The sequence below is a fragment of the Nocardia sp. NPDC057272 genome (assembly GCF_042668615.1).
GTDB lineage: Bacteria > Actinomycetota > Actinomycetes > Mycobacteriales > Mycobacteriaceae > Nocardia.
In genome coordinates this window covers 198,086-222,025 of sequence record NZ_JBHUYK010000005.1, presented here as the reverse complement: position 1 = coordinate 222,025, position 23,940 = coordinate 198,086, and the positions used below count along the sequence as shown (strand labels likewise).

19 protein-coding genes are annotated in these 23,940 nt (G+C 68.6%); 6 read left to right on the top strand and 13 right to left on the bottom strand.

Going from position 1 to position 23,940, the window contains the following annotated elements; translation table 11 throughout:
• The first annotated feature begins 91 nt into the window (after positions 1-91).
• Positions 92-1,489 (top strand): purine-cytosine permease family protein, encoded by a 1,398-nt coding sequence (locus ACFULV_RS10320; RefSeq protein ID WP_378655258.1) that lies wholly within the window; start codon positions 92-94, stop codon positions 1,487-1,489.
• Here the strand turns inward: ACFULV_RS10320 and ACFULV_RS10315 are convergent.
• Positions 1,464-2,996, bottom strand: coding sequence for a PucR family transcriptional regulator (locus ACFULV_RS10315; RefSeq protein WP_378655255.1), 1,533 nt, complete (start codon positions 2,994-2,996; stop codon positions 1,464-1,466). The genes ACFULV_RS10320 and ACFULV_RS10315 overlap by 26 nt on opposite strands.
• 85 nt (positions 2,997-3,081) lie before the next feature.
• Here ACFULV_RS10315 and ACFULV_RS10310 point away from each other — a divergent pair, with 85 nt between their 5' ends.
• Together ACFULV_RS10310 and ACFULV_RS10305 are read left to right on the top strand one after the other, a co-directional pair.
• Positions 3,082-3,549, top strand: a complete 468-nt coding sequence (locus ACFULV_RS10310; protein WP_378655252.1) for a nucleoside deaminase — start codon at positions 3,082-3,084, stop codon at positions 3,547-3,549.
• A complete protein-coding gene (locus ACFULV_RS10305) occupies positions 3,546-4,505 on the top strand; it encodes an isopenicillin N synthase family dioxygenase (RefSeq protein WP_378626482.1) in 960 nt (319 codons plus the stop codon). Before ACFULV_RS10310 ends, ACFULV_RS10305 begins: the two co-directional genes overlap by 4 nt.
• A gap of 16 nt (positions 4,506-4,521) precedes the next feature.
• On the opposite strand, the gene ACFULV_RS10300 is transcribed toward ACFULV_RS10305, so the two are convergent.
• Positions 4,522-5,814, bottom strand: a complete 1,293-nt coding sequence (locus ACFULV_RS10300) for a DoxX family protein (protein WP_378655472.1) — start codon at positions 5,812-5,814, stop codon at positions 4,522-4,524.
• A gap of 258 nt (positions 5,815-6,072) precedes the next feature.
• On the opposite strand from ACFULV_RS10300, the gene ACFULV_RS10295 reads away from it, so the two are divergent.
• Both ACFULV_RS10295 and ACFULV_RS10290 read left to right on the top strand, forming a co-directional pair.
• Positions 6,073-7,197 (top strand): phosphotransferase family protein, encoded by a 1,125-nt coding sequence (locus ACFULV_RS10295; protein WP_378655249.1) that lies wholly within the window; start codon positions 6,073-6,075, stop codon positions 7,195-7,197.
• A 14-nt stretch (positions 7,198-7,211) separates the two neighbouring features.
• Entirely contained in the window at positions 7,212-8,303 is a 1,092-nt protein-coding gene (locus tag ACFULV_RS10290) for a hypothetical protein (protein ID WP_378655246.1), read from the top strand.
• 64 nt (positions 8,304-8,367) lie between these two features.
• On the opposite strand, the gene ACFULV_RS10285 is transcribed toward ACFULV_RS10290, so the two are convergent.
• From ACFULV_RS10285 to mqo, 7 genes are all read right to left on the bottom strand, one after another.
• Positions 8,368-9,966 carry a TROVE domain-containing protein gene (locus tag ACFULV_RS10285; RefSeq protein WP_378655243.1) on the bottom strand — a complete coding sequence of 533 codons (1,599 nt, stop codon included), beginning with the start codon at positions 9,964-9,966 and terminating at the stop codon, positions 8,368-8,370.
• 393 nt (positions 9,967-10,359) lie between these two features.
• Positions 10,360-10,791, bottom strand: coding sequence for a cobalamin biosynthesis protein (locus tag ACFULV_RS10280; protein WP_378655241.1), 432 nt, complete (start codon positions 10,789-10,791; stop codon positions 10,360-10,362).
• A gap of 25 nt (positions 10,792-10,816) precedes the next feature.
• Positions 10,817-12,310, bottom strand: a complete 1,494-nt coding sequence (locus ACFULV_RS10275) for a cobyrinate a,c-diamide synthase (RefSeq protein ID WP_378655238.1) — start codon at positions 12,308-12,310, stop codon at positions 10,817-10,819.
• Between the two features lie 43 nt (positions 12,311-12,353).
• On the bottom strand, positions 12,354-12,968 hold the full coding sequence (gene cobO / locus ACFULV_RS10270; RefSeq protein ID WP_378626475.1) for a cob(I)yrinic acid a,c-diamide adenosyltransferase: 615 nt from the start codon (positions 12,966-12,968) through the stop codon (positions 12,354-12,356).
• A gap of 211 nt (positions 12,969-13,179) precedes the next feature.
• A complete protein-coding gene (locus tag ACFULV_RS10265; protein ID WP_378655469.1) occupies positions 13,180-15,270 on the bottom strand; it encodes a VWA domain-containing protein in 2,091 nt (696 codons plus the stop codon).
• Positions 15,271-15,490: 220 nt separating this feature from the next.
• The gene (locus ACFULV_RS10260; protein WP_378655235.1) at positions 15,491-15,931 is read right to left on the bottom strand and encodes a GNAT family N-acetyltransferase; all 441 of its coding nucleotides are present in this window, start codon (positions 15,929-15,931) and stop codon (positions 15,491-15,493) included.
• Positions 15,928-17,538, bottom strand: a complete 1,611-nt coding sequence (mqo, locus tag ACFULV_RS10255) for a malate dehydrogenase (quinone) (protein WP_378655232.1) — start codon at positions 17,536-17,538, stop codon at positions 15,928-15,930. Before mqo ends, ACFULV_RS10260 begins: the two co-directional genes overlap by 4 nt.
• A 153-nt stretch (positions 17,539-17,691) precedes the next feature.
• Here mqo and ACFULV_RS10250 point away from each other — a divergent pair, with 153 nt between their 5' ends.
• Positions 17,692-18,714, top strand: coding sequence for an alpha/beta hydrolase (locus ACFULV_RS10250; RefSeq protein WP_378655230.1), 1,023 nt, complete (start codon positions 17,692-17,694; stop codon positions 18,712-18,714).
• A 72-nt stretch (positions 18,715-18,786) separates the two neighbouring features.
• Here ACFULV_RS10250 and ACFULV_RS10245 read toward each other — a convergent pair whose 3' ends face one another.
• The 4 genes from ACFULV_RS10245 to map all read right to left on the bottom strand — a co-directional run bounded on the left by ACFULV_RS10245 (position 18,787) and on the right by map (position 23,934).
• Positions 18,787-19,350 carry an alpha/beta hydrolase gene (locus ACFULV_RS10245; RefSeq protein ID WP_378655227.1) on the bottom strand — a complete coding sequence of 188 codons (564 nt, stop codon included), beginning with the start codon at positions 19,348-19,350 and terminating at the stop codon, positions 18,787-18,789.
• Positions 19,351-19,577: 227 nt separating this feature from the next.
• Complete coding sequence (locus tag ACFULV_RS10240) at positions 19,578-21,185, bottom strand: AMP-binding protein (RefSeq protein WP_378655224.1); 1,608 nt, start codon at positions 21,183-21,185, stop codon at positions 19,578-19,580.
• A gap of 245 nt (positions 21,186-21,430) precedes the next feature.
• Positions 21,431-23,002: a cobyric acid synthase gene (locus ACFULV_RS10235; RefSeq protein WP_378655221.1), complete on the bottom strand. Its 1,572-nt coding sequence runs from the start codon at positions 23,000-23,002 to the stop codon at positions 21,431-21,433.
• 68 nt (positions 23,003-23,070) lie between these two features.
• The gene (map, locus tag ACFULV_RS10230) at positions 23,071-23,934 is read right to left on the bottom strand and encodes a type I methionyl aminopeptidase (RefSeq protein WP_378626462.1); all 864 of its coding nucleotides are present in this window, start codon (positions 23,932-23,934) and stop codon (positions 23,071-23,073) included.
• Between the last annotated feature and the right edge of the window lie 6 nt (positions 23,935-23,940).

Genomic DNA, 23,940 nt, shown 5'->3' with positions numbered 1-23,940 from the left:
GGCGCCGATCGACGATCTGTCCGTCGGCGGACCCGTCTTGACGGACGATCCGTCGGTTGTCCACGACACAGGACCCGACGAATGTTCAAGAATGGCTACGACCGAAGACAACGCGCCCGCCGCGGACTACACCGATCGCGTGATCGCGGTGGAGCCCGGCGGCAACGAAACCATCCCCGAGTCCGCCCGGCACGGCAGTCCGCGCGGGCTGCTGTGGACGTGGACCTCGCCCAACCTCGAGTTCGCCACGATCTTCATCGGGGTGCTGTCGGTGACCGTCTTCGGCATGAGTTTCTGGCAGGCGGCGCTCGGGCTGGCGGTCGGTATCGGTCTCGGTGCCGCGGCGCACTACGTGTTGTCCGCGCGTGGTCCGGTGTACGGCGTGCCGCAGATGGTGCTGGGCCGCGCGGCTTTCGGGTATCGCGGAAATGCGCTGCCCGCCACGTTCATGGCGATCATGTGCGGTGTCGGCTGGTTCGCCACCAACAGCGTGTCGGGTGCGTTCGCGTTGAACACGCTGACCGGTCTGCCGAAGGTTCCGTCGCTGGTGCTGATCGTGGTGTTGCAAACCGGTTTCGCGGTCTTCGGGCACAACCTGGTGCACGCCTTCGAGCGGTTCGTCTTCCCGTTGCTGGCGGTGGTTTTCGTGCTGGTGACCGTCGTGATCGTCAGCAAGGCCGAGCTGACCGGCGCCGCGCCCGAGGGCGGTGTGGGTGGGATCGCCGGATTCCTGCTCACCGTCGGCACCGCCTTCGGCTACGCGGGCGGCTGGAACCCGTACGCGGCGGACTATTCCCGCTACCTGCCGACCGCGGTGTCGAAGGTCGCGACCGGCGGATATGCGGCGACCGGGCTGTTCGTCTCCTGCCTGTGGCTGTCGGCGCTCGGTGCCGCGTCGGCGACCATTGCGAGCGCGGCAACCGGGAGCCCCACGGACGTGTTCACCGCGAATCTGCCCGGCGCGCTGGCGAATCTGACGCTGCTGGCCATCACCCTCGGCGCGATCGCGGCGAACGCGCTCAATGTGTACTCGGGTGCGATGGCGTTCGTGACGATCGGGGTGAAGCTGCCGGTACGCACCCAGCGGGCGCTCGTTTCAGCGGTGTTCGGCGTGGTCGGCTTCCTGGTGGCGTGGTGGGCGCTGCCCGACGCGGCGGCCGGCTATGAGGCGTTCTTGCTGATCGTGGCCTACTGGATCGGGCCGTGGCTCGGTGTCGTGTTCGCCGACCAGTACCTGCGGCGCGGCACCGACATCCGCCCACTGCTCTACGACCGCGCCTACACCAACTGGGGTGGAGTCGTGGCCTTCGCGACCGGCCTGGTGGTGTCGGTGCTGCTGTTCTCCAACCAGGCGAAGTTCACCGGATACCTGGTGCGCGAGTTCCCGAGCCTGGGCGACATCACCGTTTTCGTCGGATTCGCGCTGGCGGGTGGGTTGTACCTGTTCCTCACCCGGGGACGCGTCAGTTCGAGACCCGGTGCGCGCTGAGCGCCAGCAGCACGGTGGGGGTGATTTCCGGTGCGGCGGGATCGAAGCCGAGGAGCGCCTTGATCCGGTCCAGACGTTGGTAGAGCGATTGCCTGCCGATGTGGAGGGCGGCCGCGCATCGGGTGGCGCTGCCACCGTGACGCAGGAACGCTTCGAGCGTGTGAGTGAGAGCGCTGTGATGGGCTGTGTCCCACGCGATCAGCGGTGCCAGGGTCGTCTCGACGAGACGAGCGCGGTCGGCGGCGGGCAGCGTGTCGACCAGCAGATCACCGGCCAGTGCGCGCCGGGTGGTGACGGGGCCGTTCTGCCCGGCGCGGTCGCGGCGCTGACGGACGGCCAGTCGCAGTGCCGGTCCCGTCGCGACGAGTGCGGCGGACAGACTCGCCGCCGTCGACTCGGCCGGGTCCCCTACCACCAGGGTGACGCCGTCGATGCTGTTGGTGGCACATGCTTTTCGCATCAGGTCCGCGATCTCGGCGACGGGATCGGTCGCCCCGGGGTCGGGTGCGAGCACCCCGTACACCGTCGCGTGCACCTCACCGATCACCCCGGGGCGCCCGAGTTCCTTGACCGCGCTGTCGAGCAGCCTGGCGGCGATCCGCGTGTCCGGCGCGTCGACCGCCACCGGGACCAGCCGTAGCCCGGCCGTCGCACCGGCACCGGCCGCGGCCAGCCGCGCGCGGAGATCGGCGGGGCGGATCTGCTTGTCCGCCAGCAGATCCGCGAGCAACCGGGTGGCCACCCGGCGCGGTCGGCCGGTGGGGTCGGCGGACCGCGCGAGCGCCGGTCCCAGCACGGCGGCGGCGCGGTCGAGGACTTCGCCCAGCGTCGTCGGATCCAGCGGTGAACCGGGACCGGCGGTGAGGGTGCCCCAGAAACTCTCGCGCACCGTGATCTTCGCGGTAGCTCCGGCGGATTCCACGGCGGCCCAGGCCGATCGATCATCGTCCACACCGTGCGCCGCGACCAACGCGCCACTGCCCGCGGTGAGCACCACCGGGCACCCGGTCACCGCGCCGACCTTCGACAGCAACCGCGCCGGGCCGTGGCCTGCACCGAGCTCGACCAGCAGCTCGCGGGTCAACCCGTCGACCACCCGCAGCATCCCCACCTCACGCGAGACGATCACCGTATTGGCCGCCCGGCACAGATCGATGAACGGCACCACGCGGCGCAGGGCGATCAGCGGCAGCCCGGCCCGCGAGGCCTCCGCCACCATGTCCGGCGGGACGGTGTCGAACGTGCGGCCCAGCTCGATCGCCACCCCGGCCACCTCGCGATCGGCGATCTCACGCAGGTAGTGACGCCGGGTTCCGGCATCGACGCCGGCCAACCCCAGCCCCGTCGTCAGCAGCAGCTCACCGCCCGAGAGCAGGGGGCTGATCTCGAAGATCTCACTGGAGTGCACCCACCGCACGGCCCGGTCCAGCGACGAGCGCCCCGACAGCACCAGCGGATCGGCCGCCAGGAACTGGTCGGCGAGCAGTTGTCGGACGGTGGGCAACATGCGGTCATCCTGTCATCGATCGACCGCACGGGTATGGACGAAATGTACGTTGCCGACCGGGCGAGCAGGCAGGACAGTGGAGTCCATGACACCGCCGGACGCACTCCTGGACGTGGCCTACGACGAAGCCCTGCGCGGCCTGGCCGAAGGCGGTGTCCCCATCGGCGCCGCCCTGTTCGACGCCGACGGCACTGTGCTCGGGCGCGGCCACAACCGCCGCGTACAGAACGACGATCCGAGCGTGCACGCCGAAACCGACGCCTTCCGCGCCGCGGGCCGCCGCCGCGACTACGGGCCGACGATCATGGTCACCACGCTGTCCCCGTGCTGGTACTGCAGCGGCCTGGTCCGCCAGTTCGGGATCGGCACCGTGATCATCGGCGAGGCCGAGACCTTCCACGGCGGCCACGACTGGCTGGCCGAACACGGGGTGAAGGTGATCGTGCTCGACGACCCGCGCTGTGTGTCGCTGATGACCGACTTCATCGCCGAGCGCCCCGACCTGTGGTTCGAGGACATCGGCGTCGCGCCGACGAAGGAGACACCCGCATGAGCAGCATCGCCTCGGTCGATCTGGCCCGCTGGCGCACCGGCGGCGAGGCGGCCCGCACCGTGGAACGCGAGGTCGACGAAGGGCTGCGCCGGGCCGGCTTCCTCCTGGTGCACGGTCACGGCATCGACCCCGCGTTGCCCGCCGCGGTCCGGGCGGCCGCACGCCGGTTCTTCGCCCTGCCGGAAGACGTGAAGCAGCGGTACGCGGTGGCCGTCGGCGGTCGCGGCTGGATCGGTCCCGGCCGCGAGGCCAACGGCTATGCCGAGGGCACAGAAACCCCGCCGGACCTGAAGGAGACCTTCGCTGTGGGCGCCGACACGGCGACGGGTGATCCGGCGATCGACCAGATGTGGTTCCTGCCGAATGTATGGCCCGCCGAGGTCGTGGAGCTGCGCGCGCTGCTGACCGAGTACACCGCCGCCGTGCGCACGCTGTCCGACGAGCTGCTCGCCCTGTTCGCCGCGGCCCTCGCGCTGCCGGTCAACCCGTTCGCCGACCTGGCCGCACGGCCGACCTGGACCTGCAATATCAATCATTATCCGCCGATGACCGACGTCGGCGAGCCGGAGCCCGGCCAGTTCCGCATCGGCCCGCATACCGACTTCGGCACGGTGACGGTGCTCGACCGAGAACCCGGTGCGGGCGGGTTGCAGGTGTACACCGAGGCCGACGGGTGGGCCGACGCACCCTACGATCCGGCCGCGCTGACGGTGAACATCGGTGACCTGCTGGCCTATTGGAGCGGCGAGCGCTGGCCGTCGGGTCGGCATCGGGTACTGCCACCCCAGCCCGATGCACCCGAGGAGGACCTGGTCTCGCTCATCTACTTCTACGAACTCGACCACGACGCGGTGGTGACTCCGCTGGCACCGCCGATCGGCAGGGTGGCGCAGGGACCGCCGGTGGTGTCGGCCGATTTCCTCCGTATTCGGTTGGATGCCATCACTATCGGATAACGCACCGGGCGTCAGGTCATTCGAAGTACGGCTGGTTCTGCACCCAGCGGAAGTCGGTGCCGCGCAACGGGAACCGCTCGAGGTCGAGGCGGTCGAGAGTGACCGTGGCGGGCCGACCGTCCAGTTCGCCACGCAACGTCAGCGTGTCGGCCGAGAGGTGCTCGACGGTGAAGGTGGCGTAGGGCACCGGGGTTCCGTCCGCGCCGGTGGGCGCGGCGACGAGCGTCATCGTGGCGGCCGCCAGGTCGGTCGTGGCCGACACCGGCACCACCGAATCGTCCATCCGCTGGTATCCCGCCGAGCCCACGTCGATCACGAGGCGTTGCCAGCGCACCGGATCGGTGGCCACCGGCGGGATCGGGGTCGCTTCGACGCTGAACTCGCGGACCTCCCAGATGCCGTACAGCTCGGGTTTCGGTGCACCGCCGCCGTATTCGCGCCAGCTCTGCATTCCCGCGTCGATCATGCCCGCCGTGATCCACAGTCCGACCACGACCTGCGCCACCGCCGCCCATCGGTTCGCCCGCGACGAGGAGAACAGCGGTGGCTGCACGGCCGGGCCCGAATCACGCTCCAGCACCAGGAAATTCGCGAGCCTGCGCGCCTGCGGGGCGAGCAGCACCAGCCCCATCAGCAGCAGGTGCCCGGCCAGCATCTTCACCGGCACGTCGAAAGTCAGATTGAGCAGGAACACCTGCGCCATGCTGATCACCGCCAGCATCGCGCCCAGCGTGGCGGTGCGCGGCCAGAACAGCAGCAGACCGGCGAGCACTTCGGCTGTCCCCAAAGCGATCTCGTAGGCGGGGGACGAGCCGACCTGAGTCCAGAGCATCGCCATCGGCGTCAGATCACCGACCCGGGTCAGCAGGGTGACCAGCGCGGGCTCTGGCATCTGCGTCGGGATGAGCTTGGCGAACCCGTAGAACAGCATCTGTCCGCCCACACACAGCCGCAGCGCGGTGAGAAACCAGCTCAGCAGTCGTGGATACGCGAGCCTGCGCCGGTCGAGCACCGACCACACCACCGTGATCAGCACCGCGACCACCAGCAGCAGGCCGCACTGGATCCAGATCGCGGCCTGGTCGCCGCTGCCGTTCATCGCCAGCTCGGCCTCCACCCCGAACACGTGCTCACCGATCCAGCTACTCACCGGATCGAGGGCCATGATCTGCCAAAGCATGGCCTCCTCGGGCAACCGCAGCGCGAGCACGCCCAGGAAGACGAAGGTGATCTGAGCCATCCACACACAGAAAAGTCCCAGGTAGGCCACACTGAACCGGAAGGCGAGCCGGGTGATCGGATGCCACATCGGTGGCGGTGACGGCGGGCTCGCGATATCGTCGCGCGCACGCTCAACAGTCCCTGTGGTCACCCACGCCTCCTCATCGAGTTCGGTTGTTACCGAAGCTAATCGGAAGATACGGTGGAGCGCGTCGGGGAGAACCCCGATCTTTTGCGCTGTCAACCCTGAGTCTCACTCAGCGATGCCGCCCTTACATTCCGGTCGGCCGTCCGGTACTCAGAAGTGACACACGTTACAGTTTTTGCTGACAGGGGTACTCCGTAGATGTCCGAAGATCAGGATCCGGCCGCTCAGATGTCACTCACCGTCAGCGAGCGCGATCTGGACGAGCTCGGCGGGACGCTGGCGCGCTGGCTGACCGACAAGGTCGGCGCCGACGTGACGGTCAGCAATCTGAACAAACCGTCCAGCGGCGGCATGTCGAGCACCACCATCCTGTTCGACGCCGAATGGGCGGCGGACGGGGGCGCCGAACAGGGGTCCTTCGTCATCCGGATGGCGCCGGAGGACAGCTCGTTCCCGGTGTTCGAGTCCTACGACCTGGCGATGCAGTACCAGGTGATGGCCGGCGTCGCCGCGGCCTCCGAGATCGCCGTGCCGACGCTGCGCTGGCTCGAACTCGACGATTCGGTGTTCGGCTCCCCCTTCATCGTGATGGAGCGGGTCGAGGGCAGGGCGCCGTCGGACAATCCGCCGTACGTGTTCTTCGGCTGGCTGTTCGACGCGACGGCCGCCGAGCGCGAGCTGGTGGCGGACGCGACGGTCGAGGTGATCGCCCAGGTGCACGCCATCGACAAGGTGGCCGAGCGCTTCCCGCTGCTCGATGGTGCGGGCACCGCGCTGCGCAGGCATTTCGAGGCCCAGCGTGCCTGGTACAAGTGGGCGCTGACCGACCACGGTGTCGAAGTGCCGCTCATCGAGCGGACGTTCGATTGGCTGGAGGCCCACTGGCCCGCCGATCCCGGCCCCGAGGTGCTGAACTGGGGCGACGCCCGCCCGGGCAACATCCTGTTCGAGGGATTCACCCCGGCGGCCGTTCTGGACTGGGAGATGGCGACGTTCGCGCCGCGTGAGCTCGACCTGGGCTGGACCATCTTCATCCACCGGTTCTTCCAGGACATCGCCACCCGCTTCGACCAGCCCGGTCTCGCGGACTTCCTGCGCCGCGACGCGGTGGTGGCGAAATACGAAGAACTGACCGGACATTCGGTCCGGAATCTGGACTTCTATATCGTCTACGCGGCGCTGCGGCACGCGATCGTGATGGCCAGGATCAAGTGCCGGATGATCCATTTCGGCGAGGACACCGTGCCCGCCGAACTCGACGACTACGTGATGCACCGCCTCTGTCTCGAGGCGTTGCTCGACGGCACCTACGAGTGGGACTGACTATGAGCGCGATCATGCCCGTACCCCTGGACGAATACCCGGTCCATCAGACCCCGCTCTCGCTGGCCAGGGTGGCTACCAGCGACCGGAACTTCTACGACCGCTATTACTTCAACGCCTTCGACCCCGCCGGGGACACGATGCTGATCACCGGATTCGGCGTGTACCCGAATCTCGGTGTGGTCGACGCCTTCGCGACGGTGCGCCACGGTGACGGCCAGCGCAGTGTGCGGTTCTCCGATGCGCTCACCTCGCGCGATCTGAACACCGCCGTCGGCGGCTACCGGCTCGAGGTGATCGAGCCGTTGCAGAAGCTGCGCGTGGTGTGCGAGCACGACGATCTCGGTTTCGACCTCACCTGGACCGGCGCGCAGCCCGCCGTGCAGGAGCAGCCACATCTGATCCTGTCCGGCACCCGCCCGATCATCGAGGCCTCCCGGTTCGCCCAACTGGGTTCGTGGGCGGGCACTCTCGCTGTCGACGGCATCGACTACACGGTCGACCCGGCGGTCTGGACCGGCAGCCGTGACCGATCCTGGGGCATCCGGCCGTCAGGCGAGCCGGAACCCGCCGGTCGGCCCACCAGCATGGACGGTTTCTGGTGGCTGTACGCGCCGCTGCGGTTCCAGGATTTCTCGATCGTGGTGATCGTGCAGGAGGAGCCCGACGGCACCCGCACCCTCAACAACGCGGTGCGGATCTGGAACGACGGCCGCAAGGAACAACTGGGCTGGCCGCGCATGCACTGGACCTACGAGTCCGGCACCCGGCACCCGAAGTCGGTGCGCCTGGACATGACCACCCCCGACGGGAAGCCGCTCGAGGTCGAGATCGAGTCACGCCCGGGAATCGCCTTGCATGTCGGCTGCGGTTACGGCGCCGACCCCGACTGGACCCACGGCCGCTGGATGGGCGAGAACTGGTCGCTGTCGAGCGCCTACGACCTCACCGACCCCGCGATCAAGGGCCGTACCCCCTACGGCGTGATCGACCACATCGGCTACGCCCGCTGCGGTGATCTCGAAGGCTGGGGCCTGTTCGAACACGCCTCCATGGGCCGCCACGACCCCACAGGTTTCGCCGATTGGTCCTCCGTCGCCCCTTGACGGACCTCTCGCGCGAGAAGAAAAGGCGCCGCCGCGACAACGAGGTCGCGGCGGCTCCGATTTCTTATGCGGCCGTGGCGAAGTCGGCCAGGAGCGACGGCACCGCGGCGTCGAATCCGGCGACGTCGAGCATGCCCGCATCGTCGGGATCGGCGATGCTGAAGTTCGTCGCGGTCATGCCGACCACCACGAGCTTGGCCCGCGGGTTCACCTCGCGGCGGTAGCGGGCCAGCGCCTGGTGCGGGTGCACCGAACCCGCCCATGTCTCGTTGTCGGTGTAGATCGAAAACACATCGACTTCGATGCCCTTGTCCAGCGCGTGCAGGATGGGCAGCGAGCAGTCGGTGCCGCCGAACGGCAAACCCGATACCGCCCGCACCGCGTCGTCGAGACGCTGCCGCGGCGAGATCGACAGCGGGGACAGGCCGCGCGCCCCCTGCCACCCCTGACCGCTGGAGGTGAACCCGACGATCTCGTGCCGCGGTTCGGTGCGTGCGGTGACCAGGGCGAGCGCGGCCGAGGCCTCGCGCGCCGAGATCGGCAGTCCCCCGATCGCACTCGTCATCGAGCCCGAGACGTCCAGCGCCAGCAGGTGACGCAGGCCGGTCGGCCGCACGGACTCGAAGGCCGCGTAGAACGCGGTGTCGAGGGCGTCGACGACCGGAGCCGACGGCGTCCAGGTGCCCGCGCCACGCGCCGACCGCCCGGAAGCGTAGGTGCGCAACGCGATCAGCACCGACACCGGGTGCACCCGAGCTTTGCGCAGCCGTGCCGGGTCGGCGAGCTGCGCGCAGATCGCGGCGGTGCGCGGTCCGAGCGGATCGAGCAGGCCGAGACGAGTCAGCCGCGGCAGCTGACGCAACAGCGCGGTCTGCGGGATACCGTTGTCCAGCAACGCTTCCCACACCGATGCGGTGTTCAGCGCGGCGTCGGGCAGCATCTCCCAGCTGAGCCGGTACTCACGCACCAACTCCGGCACCTGCGCCACCGGCGCGTCCTGTGCTCGCTGGAATCCGTCGAGCAGTGCCAATCCGTCGAGTTCCGGTGCGCGACCACAGATCCAGTCGAACAGCCTGCGCCGATCGTCGTCGGTGGTCGCGGGGTGCGACAGTCGCAGCAGGTCGCGGTTCGACCAGCCCTCCCGCTGCCGGTACTTGACCACCTGGAACGCCAGGTCGTCGATCGGCTTGTCCAGGTACCAGTTCGCGACGGCGCGCCGCAGACCACGACCCCAGCCACGGAACTGCTCGGCGTAGCCGGCGAACAGGAACAGGTGCGTCCCGGTGCGCGCGACCAGCGGCAGCGCGGCGAAGGAGGCCCGGCGGCCGTCGACGTCACCGAGCGACGCGGCGGCGGCCAGCGCGAACAGGGCCGGGTTCTGACGCGGCGCGCGCCCGGAGGTGGAGATCTCGACGATCTCGCGCACCAGATCGGCGGCGTGCTCGGCGGCGTATTCGATGATGAATTCGGCGTTGTCCGCGGTCAAAGCCTTGGCATTGACGTAGAAAGTTCCGGACTCCGTTCCGAGCGTGAGAAAGCGACGCACCCGCGCCTGCGGGGTGATCTCGAAAATGTAGCCGCCCGCATTGTTGACAACCTGCCGGTGATCGGCGGGTACGGTCTGCGGCGTGGCGCGACGAGAAAAGCGCGACAGAATATTCATTGTTCCCCCTCCGATACGTGTACCGGCGTTGATGTTTCGGCCCCGGGACCCGACCGGGGCATGTGGTGACGTGGCGAGCGGACGGACGTGTTGTTACGGCCGAAGACGGAAATCGCTTTCCGCCACGGGGTTCGAACCCGCTGGACCCGGAGGTCGTGCCAGATAACCGACCGAATCCGGTCCGTCCTGCTCGTTCACGGTGGACAGTTGCTCGGCGGACGTGTGTGTCCTGACCGGTAAGGTGCTCTACCGAGCTGAGCTACCGCCATCTTTCGATGACGGGCAGGATTCGAACCTGCGCCATCCCCATCCAGAGTGGTAACCGATCAGATCCGGTCCGCCTCGCAACTGCTGAAACGAACTTACTGCGCACCAACGATCTTGCCCAGCGAATTAATCTCCGGGCATCGACGATCGCCGCGAAGCCGACGCGGCGGCGACCACGATTCCGTCGACAATTGTTCTGTCGCAGATGAGTTCGCCACTGCCCGCGAGCAATGCCGCGGCTTCCGCGACGCTGGGGGTGCCGACCGCCGCCGAGGCGTGGCCTGAACGGTGCCACACGTCGACTTCGGCCAGTTGTTCGGCGGTGAATGCCACCACGGACACACCGAGGGTCGCCGCGGCGGTCAGGACACCGGGTTCGGTCGCACGCCGATCGAGGGTCGCCAAGCAGCTGATGGTGGTATCGCCGACTACCGCCCGCACCGCGCGAACGATCCGCCCCGCATCGGTGCCCGGCCGTATGCCGATGCCGACGGCCAGCGCCGGACCCGATGGCGTATCACCGGTCGCCGGTTGCTGCTCACCGTCGGAAGTCGTCATCGTCGCCGTGTGCCGCTGCGCGCCATCAGTGGTCGAATCGTCTTGCGGCGGTGACGAATCGGGAGATCGCATCAGGATTTCCCGCCGGATGGGTGTGCAGGTAGGAGGCGTGGACCTGACGGACCACAGCGCCTTCGGCGACGGAACCCGTCGCGCGCCAACCCCAGGCGGGGTTCTCCGCGCCGGTGCGGACCAGACGGGTGCGGTGGAACTCGTGGCCGCGCACCCGCGACCCCGCTCGCCACAGCGCCGAGTCGTGCAGCGCGACGGCATCGCGGTAGCCGAGGGTCAGGCGCGGGCCGAATTCGGCGTCGGCGTCGATGACGCCTGCCATCCGATGGCCGTCGAGGGAGCGTGTGAGGTAGAGCAGGCCCGCGCACTCGGCGTGGATCGGCAGGCCCCGCGCGGCGCCGTCGGCCACTGCGGTGCGCAGGCGCTCGTTGGCCGACAGCTGACCGGCGTGCTCCTCAGGAAAGCCACCGGGAAGGACCAATCCCGCTGTGCCGACCGGGAGTACATCGGACAGCGGATCGAACACCTCTACCCGGGCACCGGCGGCGACCAGTAGTTCCCGATGCTCGGCATAGCCGAACGTGAAGGCCGGACCGCCCGCCATCGCGATCAACGGATCTCTGCCCGAGACGACGCCGGACCCCGCGGCCGAGGACGCGGATTCCGAGGTGGGATCGACCGAGGTCGGCTGCCGGCGGACCATCGCCGCGTCCGTTCCGTCGCCATCGGAAATTGTTCCGCCCGTGCCGTGTTCAGCAGCTGAGATCAACTCGACGTGTGGATCCCACGCGGCGCCCAGCACCGACCCGCCTGCCAGGGCCACGATCGCACGCAGGTCCACGTGTGCCGCGACGAGTTCGGTCATGGCGTCGACAGCGGCGGTGGCGGCGGAGCCGTGTTCGACGGCGGGGATGAGGCCGAGATGGCGGGAGGGGACTTCCAGTTCGGCCATGCGGGGCAGCGCGCCGAGAACGGGCAGGCCGACGCGGTCGCAGGCCGCGCGCAGAACCTGTTCGTGGCGCTCGCTGCCGACGCGATTGAGAATCACACCGCCGAGGCGGACCGAGGAGTCGTAGGTGGCGAAACCGTGCAGGAGCGCCGCGAGACTCTGGGAATGACCGCGGGCGTCGACCACCAGGACCGCCGGCGCCCCGAGCAGCCCGGCCACCTGCGCGGTGGAACCCTCGGCGATCGCGTCGCTGCGGTTTTCGTCGATCCGGCCGTCGAACAGGCCCATCACGCCTTCGACGACGGCGATATCGCAGCCCTGCGCGCCGTGCCGATACAGCGGCACCACCCGATCCTCGCCCACCAGAACGGGATCCAGATTGCGCCCCGGCCGCCCGGCCGCGAGCCCGTGGTAGCCGGGGTCGATGTAGTCGGGCCCCACCTTGAACGGCGCCACCCGGTGCCCGGCCCGGCGCAGCGCACCGATCAGCCCGGTGGCCAGCGTGGTCTTCCCGCTGCCCGACGCCGGGGCCGCGATCACCACCGCGGGAGCGCTCACCGCCCGCGCTCCGCCGCGCGTGTTCGGCCGACGACGTGCACGCTCACCATTCGATACCGCGTTGGCCCTTGCGACCCGCGTCCATCGGGTGCTTGACCTTCGTCATCTCGGTGACCAGGTCGGCGGCCTCGATCAGGGCCGGGGGCGCGTCACGGCCGGTAATGACGACGTGCTGGTTGCCGGGGCGGTGGGTGAGGGTGTCGACGACCTCGTCGATGTCGACCCAGCCCCATTTGAGCGGGTAGGTGAACTCGTCGAGGACGTAGAAGCGGTGCTGTTCGGCGGCGAGGCGGCGGGCGATCTCCTGCCAGCCGGACAGGGCGGCGGCCGCGTGGTCTTCCTCGGTGCCGTGCTTGCGGGTCCAGGACCAGCCTTCGCCCATCTTGTGCCACTCGACCGCGCCACCCGCGCCGGTCTCCTCGTGCAGGGTGCCGAGGGTCCGGAAGGCGGCTTCCTCGCCGACCTTCCACTTCGCGCTCTTCACGAACTGGAAGACCGCCACGTCGAAGCCCTGGTTCCAGGCCCGCAACGCCATCCCGAACGCCGCGGTGGACTTGCCCTTGCCCGGCCCGGTGTGCACGGCGAGCACCGGCTGATTGCGCCGCTGCCGGGTGGTCAGACCGTCCTCGGGGACGGTCTCCGGAACACCTTTGGGCACGGAAACTCCTCTTCTCGACGCACGCGAAGTGCGCGTTCTGCACGACCTCGCGGTCGATATCTGTCGCACGCCGGCGCGCTCGAATGTCGAAGCCCGCCCCGCGACCCGTACCTCTCGGGCCGGCCGCGCGTGCCGGTTCGTCACCCTTTCTATCAGGGTGCGCCCGGCGCGCTCACAGGGCTCGACCCCTACGCCGGACGGGCTGGAACCTTTACGCCGCTCGAGCGGGCAGACCCGTGGCTCGGACCACGTCGGCGACTGTCTCGCCGGTGAGTTCGGTCAAGCGCAGGTAGCGGGCGCGCAGGTCGCGAGCGAGTTCGGCGGCGAGGCCGAGACGGATCATGCCGCGCTCGCAGTCGATCACCATGGCGGTGTGCCCTTGCGCGGCCAGCAACCTGGCGGCGGTGCGCGCTCGTGGCAACGGGTCGGTGCCGCCGGTAGCACGGCCGTCGGTGAGCAGGACCAGCATCGGGCGGCGGCGGGGGTCGCGGACGTGTTCGCGGGCGATCACCTCGCGAGCCTTCTGCAAGCCCGCGGCGAGTGGCGTTTTGCCGCCGGTGCGCATCCCGGCCAGGCGGCGGACCGCGATGTCGACCGAGGAGGTGGGCGGCAGAACGAGTTCGGCCGCACTGCCGCGAACGCTGATCACGGCCACCTTGTCGCGGCGCTGATACGCATCGCGCAGCAGCGTGACAATCGCGCCGGTCACGGCGGTGAGCCGGTCGCGCGCGGCCATCGAGCCGGACGCGTCGACCACGAAAACGACCAGATTGCCTTCTCGGCCTTCGCGATACGCCCCGCGCAGGTCTTCGGTCTCCAGGGCGAGTGGGCCGCTGATCCTGCCACGCTCGAATTGCTTCGGCGCGGCCGCGAAGACTGTGCCGAGCAGGTGCAGGCCGGTCGACGGGTCGGCGTCGGGGCGGACCGTGCGGCCGGTCCTGGTCCGGGCGCGCGAACGGCGGCCGGGGGCGCCTTCGCCGATACCGGGAACCTCCCATCGCGGGGCGGGCTTGCCCGCCGAAGTCGGTGTGCCCGACAGCTTTTCGGGACCGGGTCGCGAACCGTTGCCCGCATTGTCCTGGTTGGAGCTGTCCGAGCGGTCGCCACCGGAACCGCCGCCGCCCGGTCCGCCATCGTCAGGTCCTCGATCGTCCGGGCCGCCGCCATCGGAGCCCCCGTCATCATCGGGACCATCGTCGGGACCCAGGCCGTCCGGACCGCTTTCGCGACCGCTGCCCCGCGACCGCTCGTCCGCGCGGCCACCGGGGTCGACATCATCCGGGCACGCGGAGTCACCGCCCTCGGCGTCGAGCTCGTCCCGGTGGCCGTTCCCCTCGTCACCCGGTGCGCGCGAACCGTCGAATTCCTCATCCCCCGAAGCCTTGTCGACCTCAGCGGCCGCGGCATCCATCGCTTCGTCGAGCTGCTGCTCGCTGATCCCCGGCTCGTCGAACGGATCCCGTCGACGACGGTGCGGCAGCGCGAGTTCCGCCGCGATCCGCACGTCGTCCTCGGTGACCCGATCCCGTCCACGCCACGCGGCATGCGCGGTCGCGGTCCGGGCGACGACGAGGTCGGCGCGCATCCCGTCGACATCGAACGACGCGCACAGCGCCGCGATCCGGCGCAGCTCCGCATTGTCCAGCGCGACCTCGGGCAACCGGTCGCGTGCGGTCAGAATGCGTTCGGCCACCACCTGATCGGCGTCGACGTAGCGGGCGGCGAACGCGGCCGGGTCGGCCTCGTAGTCGAGACGACGGCGCACCACCGCCATCCGGACGTCGACCTCGCGCGAGGCCGCTACGTCGACGGTGAGCCCGAACCGGTCGAGCAGCTGCGGGCGCAACTCGCCTTCTTCGGGGTTCATCGTGCCGACCAGCACGAACCGCGCCGGATGCGAGTGCGAGACACCGTCGCGCTCGACGTGCACGCGCCCCATCGCCGCCGCGTCGAGCAGCACGTCCACCAGGTGGTCGTGCAGCAGGTTCACTTCGTCCACGTAGAGCACGCCGTGGTGGGCCGCGGCCAGCAGCCCGGGACGGAACGCCTGTTCCCCGTCGCGCAGTACCCGCTCGAGATCGAGCGAGCCGACAACGCGGTCCTCGGTGGCGCCGACCGGCAACTCCACCAGCCGAGCGGGCCGGGCTCCGGTCTCGTCGACCACGGGCGGCAGCAACTGCGCGAGCGCGCGCACCACGGTCGACTTCGCCGTGCCCTTCTCGCCACGCACCAGCACCCCGCCGATCCCGGGGTGCACGGCCGACAAGATCAACGCCAGCTGCAGCCGCTCCTGCCCCACCACAGCGGAGAACGGGAACCCCGCCTCACCCGCCGCACGTGCGGCGGTATGCGGACCAGCGGCGACATCAGCAAAACCAGGCACGCCCCAACTCTATGCGCGGCCCGATCCCGGCAGCCCCCCGGGCATCGACAGGCCGGCAACCGAAGTCTGACGCCACCGTCGACCTGCTCGAACCCGCGCCGTCACGTCGGCGAAGCCCGAGGCTTCCCGGTGTACCGCGTCAGCCGCGCCGCATCGGCACGTGCATGATCCCGTCGTCGTCGTACTCGGGTCCGTCGATGTCGAAACCGAACTTCGCGTACATGCCGACCAGGTGCGACTGGGCATCCAATCGCACAGTGGCCGAACCGGTTTCGGCCAGCGCCGCCTGCATCAGCCGGGTGGTGTACCCGTGTTTGCGAGCGGACTGCGCGACGCAGACCCGGCCGATGCGATAGCTGGTGACCCCGTCGGCGGACTCGTCGAGCAGGCGCAACGTGGCGAGCACGGAACCGTCGTCGAGCCACAGGTGCCGCGTCGTCGCCAGCAGGTCGCGCCCGTCCAGCTCGGGATAGGCGCATTCCTGCTCGACGACGAACACCTCGACGCGCAGGCACAACAGCCGGTAGAGGGTGGCGGCGTCCAGATCCGCCGCCCACGCCCGTCTCAGTTCGACGCTCACACCTGCGCGTAGCTGGGGACCTGCTCGTTCGCAGGCGCGGTGGCGGCGTCCAGCTTCAGCGACTTGCTGGTCCAGTCCCACACTTCCTGGAACAGGGCCTGGTTCTCCGACAGCTTCTGGCCGAGGGAGGGGATCATCTGCTGCAGCTGCGGCGTCCAGCCGGTGTACTGCTCCGGGAAGCATTGCTGCATCACGTCGAGCATGGCGGTGACGCAGGTCGACGCACCCGGCGACGCACCGAGCAGACCGGCGATGGAGCCGTCCTGCGCGGAGATGACCGCGGTACCGAACTCGAGCACCCCACCCACACCCTTGCGGCGGATGACCTGCACGCGCTGACCGGCGGTGATGAGCTCCCAGTCGCGGCCCTGCGCGCGCGGCAGGAACTCCCCGAGCACGCCCACCTTGCCGTTCTGCGACTTGAGCAGCTCTTCGACCAGGTACTTGGTCAGGCCGAGCTCGGTGAGGCCGACGCCGACGAGCGAGCCGATGTTGTTCGGCTTGATCGACTTGAACAGGTCGGCGTTGGAGCCGTCCTTGAGGAACTTGGGGGTCCAGCCGGCGTAGGGGCCGAACAGCAGGCCCTTCTGGCCGTTGATGACGCGGGTGTCGAGGTGCGGCACCGACATGGGCGGCGCGCCGACGGCGGCCTTGCCGTAGACCTTGGCCTCGTGCGCGGCGATCAGCTCCGGGTTGGTGGAGCGCAGGAACTGGCCGCTGATCGGGAAGCCGCCGAAGCCCTTGGCTTCCTTGATGCCTGCCTTCTGCAACAGCGGCAGCGCGCCACCACCGGCGCCGACGAACACGAACTTCGCGTTGATGGTGCGCGACTGGTAGGTGCGCAGGTTGCGGACGGTGACGTTCCACGACCCGTCGGACTGCTTGTCGAGGTCGCGGACCTCGGTGCCGAAGGCGATCTCGCCGCCGGAGTAGCCGATGTAGGCGAGCAGCTGCTTGGTGAGCGCGCCGAAGTCGATATCGGTGCCGCCGTCGGACCAGTTCAGCGCGATCGGGTCGCTGAAGTCACGGCCCTTGGCCATCAGCGGCAGGCGCGCGGCGAACTCGTCGGGGGTGTCGATGTACTCCATACCGCGAAACAGCGGGTGCGGCGACAGCGCCTCGTAGCGCTTGCGCAGGTAGTCGACGTTGTCGGCGCCGTGCACGAAGCTCACATGCGGGATGGGGTTGATGAAGCCGGCGGGGTCGTCCAGCACGCCGGTGTCGACGGCGGAGGCCCAGAACTGGCGCGAGACCTGGAAGCGCTCGTTGATGTCGACGGCCTTGCTCACGTCGACCGAGCCGTCGGCGTTCTGCGGGCTGTAGTTGAGCTCACACAGCGCCGAGTGGCCGGTACCCGCGTTGTTCCACGGGTCGCTGCTCTCCGCGGCGGCGGCGTCGAGCCGCTCGAACACCGAGATCGTCCAATCCGGCTGCAGCTGCCGCAGCAGCGCGCCCAGCGTGGCACTCATGATGCCAGCGCCGATGAGAACTACATCGGTCTTTTCACTCTTCGCAGCGTTCGGCACGGGTAGATCGACTTCCTTGTCCTTCTCAGCTACCCACCGGCGGGTGAGTTCGCTTGGCGCGGGCGCTTTGGCGGTGTTCATGCGACTCGCGGTGAATCGCCGGGAGGTAGGCTACCCGTCGTTCACCTGATGCCAATTGTGCACCTCAGCTGAGCACAGTTCTGCAACGGACCTCCCGAATGTGATGAAAAGCAAGCCTGCACGTCACCATGACCGCGCGATAGATTGAGCAGTGTGACGAAAGAAACCCTCGCTGATCGAACCGACGAGCAGTGGCAACCCGATGTTCTCGGCACCGCCTATCAACAGCGGACCCTCCCGCTCGGTATCGACCCCGACGGTGAGGGTGAGGTGGTGGCCACGCTCGTGCGCTATCTGCCCGATGCCACGGCGTCGGCGATCGAGCCGACCGTGCTCTACGTGCACGGGTTCACCGACTACTTCTTCCAGGAGCACCTGGCCGAGCATTTCGCGGCGCGCGGGCACCGGTTCTACGCGCTCGACCTGCGCAAATGCGGGCGGTCGCGGCGAGAAGGACAGAGCGCGCACTACGTGAGCGACCTGGCGCTCTACGACGACGAGCTGACCGAGGCGCTGCGGATCGCGCGCGAGGAGACCGGCAACGATGTGCTGATCGTCGCGCATTCGACCGGCGGCCTGATCGTGCCGCTGTGGTTGGACCGGCTAGAGGCGGCCGGTGGCAGCGCGGCGGCGGGCGTGGCCGGGGTCGTCCTCAACAGTCCCTGGTTCGACCTGCAGGGACCGTCCTTCTACCGCACCGTCGGCACCCCCGTGATCAACGCGGTGGGCCGGTTCCGCGCCTTCGCCCAGTTGCCCGGCGGCGTCAGCACCGCCTACGGCGACAGCCTGCACACCAGCCGCTCGGGTGAGTGGGATTACAACCTGGACTGGAAGCCGCTCAGCGGTGAACCGGTGCGGCTGGGCTGGCTGCGCGCCATCCGCCAGGGCCACGCGCGCCTGCACCAGGGCCTGACCATCGGCGTGCCCGCGCTGATCCTGCGCTCGCGGCTCACCAAGTTCGCCCGTGAGCACTCCCCCGCCGTCGACGTGGCCGATGCCGTGCTCGATGTGAAGCAGATCCAGCGCTGGGCGGGCTGCCTGGGCGAGCGCACCTCGATCGTCCCGATCGACGGCGCCCGCCACGACGTGTTCCTGTCCTCGGAAGCCGTGCGCGCCAACGCGTTCCAGGAAACCGACAACTGGCTCGACTGGTTGGCGACCTACCGCAAGTCCTGATCCGGGCACACCGCTCACCAGGCTCTGCCGCGAACAGCGATCCGCGTCAGTGCCTGGTGAGCTCGGCCGCGTCTACCAGAGGCTGGTGCGCAGGACGATCTCGGTGGCGAATTCGTGGCCTGCCTCGGTGGCGATGTTGTCGACTTCCAGTGGGACGACCCGGAATTCGCCGTAGACATAGCGACCGGAGGCCTCGGCGGTGGCGCGGGGCAGGCCCTTGGTGACCAGCATCGTGACGGGCAGTTCCAGCGGCGGACAGGACGCGTCGGGGACTCGGCCGTCGGCGTCGGGAACCGCCGGGTGCCCGTGGTCGGCGACGACCAGGCTCATGAACCGGCCGAACCGGCCCGCGCACACCCGCCACGCCAGCTCCGCGCCCGACCCACGCCCCGCGACGTTGACGTAGGGCAGTTCGAGTTCGTCGAGAATCGCGCGCACGCCCGCCGGATCGAGTCCCTCGACAGACTCCACGACGATGGTCTGTAAGTCGGACTCGTGCAGCCGTGCGCACACCTTGTCGAACACGTCGGCAGGGTCGTCCGCATCGGGAAGCAGCAGCACATTGTGCCGCGAAGAAGGTCCGTCGACCCGCACCGTCCAGGCCTGGTCACCGACCGTGATCTGCCGAGATTTCATGCCGGGTTACGGTACACGTCCAGCCTGAACAACGCGGCCTGTTCCGGCGCGCCCTGCCGATCTCCACACCCCCGTGTACTGGGCATTCACTGCCTGCGATGCCGGAATTGCCAAACCTGTCACAGCGCCGACCCCACCGCTGTGAGGAGACCGGCCGCACAGCGGGTGATCCACTGAAGCACGGGTCACGGCTCCCACCCGGCTCGGACGCCTCGCTCCGATGTGCGCTAACCGCGCGCGACCTCGGTCGCCCACCGATAGTCGGCTTTGCCGGCAGGGGTTCGCTTGATCTCGACGACGGTACTCATCGAACGCGGTACTTTGTATCCCGCCAACGACGTTCGGCAGTGCTGCTGGACTTCGTCGAGCGTCAGTGCCGGCGCGTCCGGGTAGGTGGCGATGACAGCGGCCACCTTCTGCCCCATGCGCTCGTCGGGTACCGGGACGACGAGCGCGTCAGCGATCGACGGGTGGGCGTGCAGCACGGCCTCGACCTCTTCGGCGAACACCTTCTCGCCGCCGGTATTGATGCATTGCGAACCACGCCCGAGGAACACGATGGTGCCGTCGGCTTCGACGCGCCCCATGTCACCCAGGATCGACATCCGCGTGCCGTCGACGCGGGTGCGGAAGGTGCGGGCGGACTTGTCCTCGTCCTTGTAGTAGCCGAGCGGAACATTGCCGACGCGGGCGATGTACCCGATCTGGTCGCTGCCCGGCGCGATGTCGGCGAGCTCCTCGTCGACGAGCAGCATCGTCGATGACGACGGCATGCGCAGATTGCCCTGCTCGTCGACGGTGAAGGCGCCGTCGTTGCCGGACTCGGAGGCCCCGAAGTTGTCCCGCAGCAGCAGATCCGGCTTGACCGCCAGCATCCGTTCGCGCACTCCGACCGACCAGATCGCGCCACCGGAGGTGATCGAGAACAGTGAGCTCAGGTCGATCTGGCCCTGACGGCGTTCCATCTCGTCGACCAGAGGTAGCCCCATGCCATCGCCGACGATGAGGATCACTTGGATCCGCTCCCGCTCGATCGCCTCGACAACGCGTTGCGAGTCGAAGTCGCGCATGAGCACCACGCGGGCGCCGAGAGTGAAGAACGTGAACAGCGAATACAGGGCCGCGCCGTGCATGAGCGGCGCGGCGATCAAGAAGGACAGCTCCGGAAATTCCTTTGCGGCGGCGGCGATCTCGGCGAGGTCGGTGCGTGGGTCGGTGCCGTAGGGATTTCCGCCCGAGAGCGGCTTGCGGAAGAAGTCGTCGTGGCGCCACATCACACCCTTCGGGTATCCGGTGGTGCCACCGGTGTAGAGCACGTACAGCTCGTCTCCGGTACGAGGTGCGAACTCCACTGTGGCAGAGTGCGTTTCGGACTCGGCGAAGGAGACCACGGCGACCGATCGAGCGGCCGCGGCGGTGCGCAGCTCGTCGTCGAGCGCACCGATCACGATCACCGTGCGGACCAGCGGGCATGCCGAGAGGAGCTCCGCCAGCGTTCGCTGGTGCTCCGGCAGTTCGACGATGACGGCGACCGAGTCCGAATTCGTGAAGATGTACTCGAGTTCGGCGGGCGTGTAGCGGTAGTTGACGTTGATCGGCACCGCGCGGATCTTGATCAGGCCGAGGAGAGCATGGACGTGTTCGACGCTGTTCTTGAGGAACAACGAGACATGGTCACCCTCCCCGATGCCCGCCTGCGACAGCATCGCCGCCACCTTGTTCGCCTCGCTGTCGAGCTGGGCGTAGGTGACGTTCTCACCCTCATAGGTCAGCGCGACACGGTCGGGAACGGCCGCAGCCACCGTTTCGAAGACGTCCGCCAGATTGAACTGCACAATCACTCCTCGTAGACCACCGGCATCGACTACACACCGCCGTGAACACGTTCTACTTCCCTGTCGACACTGACGCAATCAGGCCTTGATGAGCTCGGCCTGGACTCCAGCAATCAGTGCCGCCAATAGTAGAACAGGTTACAAAACTGCGGTGCCGGATCGGCGTACTCGCCACAACGGCGCCGCGTGGACGGTGCGGCCGGACGGGCCGTACACCACCGCGTCCGCAGCTGCCGGCGCCAGGATCACCGGGAGGTTCGGATGACGGGGTTATCGGCCGGGGCGCCGTCGCGGATCAGGTGTTCCAGCGCCGCGAGGTCGACGTGTTGCTCGACGAGGTCGGCGAGAAGGTCGAGTTGCGCGGATCGGACGGCCGCGACCGAAGTGTCGGGGGCGACGGTGAAGCCGGTGCGCCCGGCTCTGGCGGCTACTTCGGTGAGCCAGGTGCGGCGGAACTCGTCGGATTCGAGCAGTCCGTGGACGTGGGTGCCCCAGACCGCTTCTCGCGCACTGCCTTCCGGGTTGCCCTCGACTGTCAGCCAGGAGGGGTCGTCGGTGCGGGTGACCCTGCCGTGGTGGATCTCGTAGCCGTGCAGGGGATCCGGGCCCGCGATGCCGGATACTTGCCGGGCGATCTTCGGGTTCGCGAATTCGATATCGAGATCGAATAGACCGAGGCCCTCCACCACGCAGGGCCGCGCGGTCACCGATTCGGGGGCATCGGCTCGACCCACCGCCGCTGTGTGCTCGACGCCGTCGACGATGCGGGCGCCGAGCATCTGGTAGCCGCCACAGATGCCGAGAACAGGGCGCCCAGCGGCGGCGCGGGTTCGCAGAGCATCGGCGATTCCGTTGGCGCGCAACCAGTTCAGGTCGGAAATGGTCGCCTTGCTGCCGGGGACGATCACGAGGTCGGCGGTGGCCAGCTGGTGGGGGCTGTCGGCCCAGCGGACCGAGATGCCGGGTTCGCAGGCGAGAGCCTCGATATCGGTGGAGTTGGAGATTCGTGGGAGGCGGACGGCGGCCACGGTGAGCCAGTCGGCGCCGTGCGGCGGGCCGGGGCGACCTACGGGGGCGCCGGAGATGGTGCCGAGGGAGTCTTCGGCATCGAGCCAGAGCTCTTCGGCGAAGGGAAGAACGCCGAGGGTGGGGCGGCCGGTCAGCGCGACCAGCTGGTCGAGGCCGGGTTGCAGCAGGGACACGTCACCGCGGAATTTGTTGACGAGGAAGCCCGCGATGAGCTGCTGATCTTCGGGTTCCAGCACGGCGACGGTGCCGAACAGGTGGGCGAGGACGCCGCCGCGGTCGATGTCGCCCACCACCAGGACCGGAATGTCGGCGGCGCGGGCCAAACCCATGTTCGCGAGATCGGTTGCCCTGAGGTTGATTTCGGCCGGCGAGCCCGCCCCCTCACAGATCACGACGTCGAATTCGTCACGTAACGAGGCCAATTCGTCCGCGACGACCGCGTGCAGCTCCTGCCGCCGAGTGAAATAGTCACGCGCGCCGACAGTTCCGACCGCTGTGCCCCGAACGACCAGCTGCGAGCGGCGATCGCTGCCCGGCTTCAACAGCACCGGGTTGAACCGCACGCTCGGCTCCAGCCCACAGGCTCGAGCTTGCAGCGCCTGGGCACGCCCGATCTCCCCGCCGTCGAGGGTGACGACCGAGTTGTTCGACATGTTCTGCGCCTTGAACGGCGCCACCCGCACCCCGCGCCGCGCCAGCATCCGGCAGATACCCGCCACCACGACACTCTTCCCGGCGTCGGAGGTGGTACCCGCGATCAACAGCGCGCCGCGCAGGGGCGCGCTCACGGCAGCGTGAGAATTTCCGCGCCCGTGTCGGTGACGACCCAAAGGCGCGAGCCTCGACCTGCGCCGATTCACGGCAAGGTCAGAACTTCCGCACCCGTGTCGGTGACGACCAGTGTGTGCTCGAACTGCGCGGTCCACTTGCGGTCCTGGGTGACCACGGTCCAGCCGTCGTCCCAGATGTCGTAGTCGATACCGCCGAGGTTGATCATCGGCTCGATCGTGAAGGTCATGCCGGGCTCGATCACCGACTCGATGCTGGGCTGGTCGTAGTGCAGCACCACCAGGCCGCTGTGGAACGTGGGGCCGACGCCGTGGCCGGTGAAGTCGCGCACCACGCCGTAGCCGAAGCGGTTGGCGTAGGCCTCGATGACACGGCCGACCACGTTCAGGGCGCGACCCGGCTTGACCGCCTTGATGGCCCGGTTGGTGGCCTCTTCGGTGCGCTCGACGAGCAGACGCACCTCCTCGTCGACATCGCCGGCGAGGAAGGTCTTGTTGGTGTCGCCGTGCACGCCGTGGATGAAGGCGGTGACGTCGATGTTGACGATGTCACCGTCTTCGACCACCGTCGAGTCGGGGATGCCGTGGCAGATGACCTCGTTGAGCGAGGTGCAGCACGACTTGGGAAAACCCTTGTAGCCCAACGTCGACGGGTAGGCGCCGTGGTCGCACATGTACTCGTGGGCGATCCGGTCGAGCTCGTCGGTGGTGACACCGGGCACCACGGCCTTCCCCGCCTCTTCGAGCGCCCGCGCCGCGATCCTGCCCGCGATCCGCATCTTCTCGATGGTCTCGGTGGTCTGTACCCAGGGCTCGTTGCCCTCGTTCGCGGTCTTCTTCCACACGTATTCGGGCCGCTCGATGGAGCGGGGAACTTCCCGGATCGGCGACTGGGTACCGGGAACTAGTGGCTGACGGGTGCGCACGGACATGAGAGC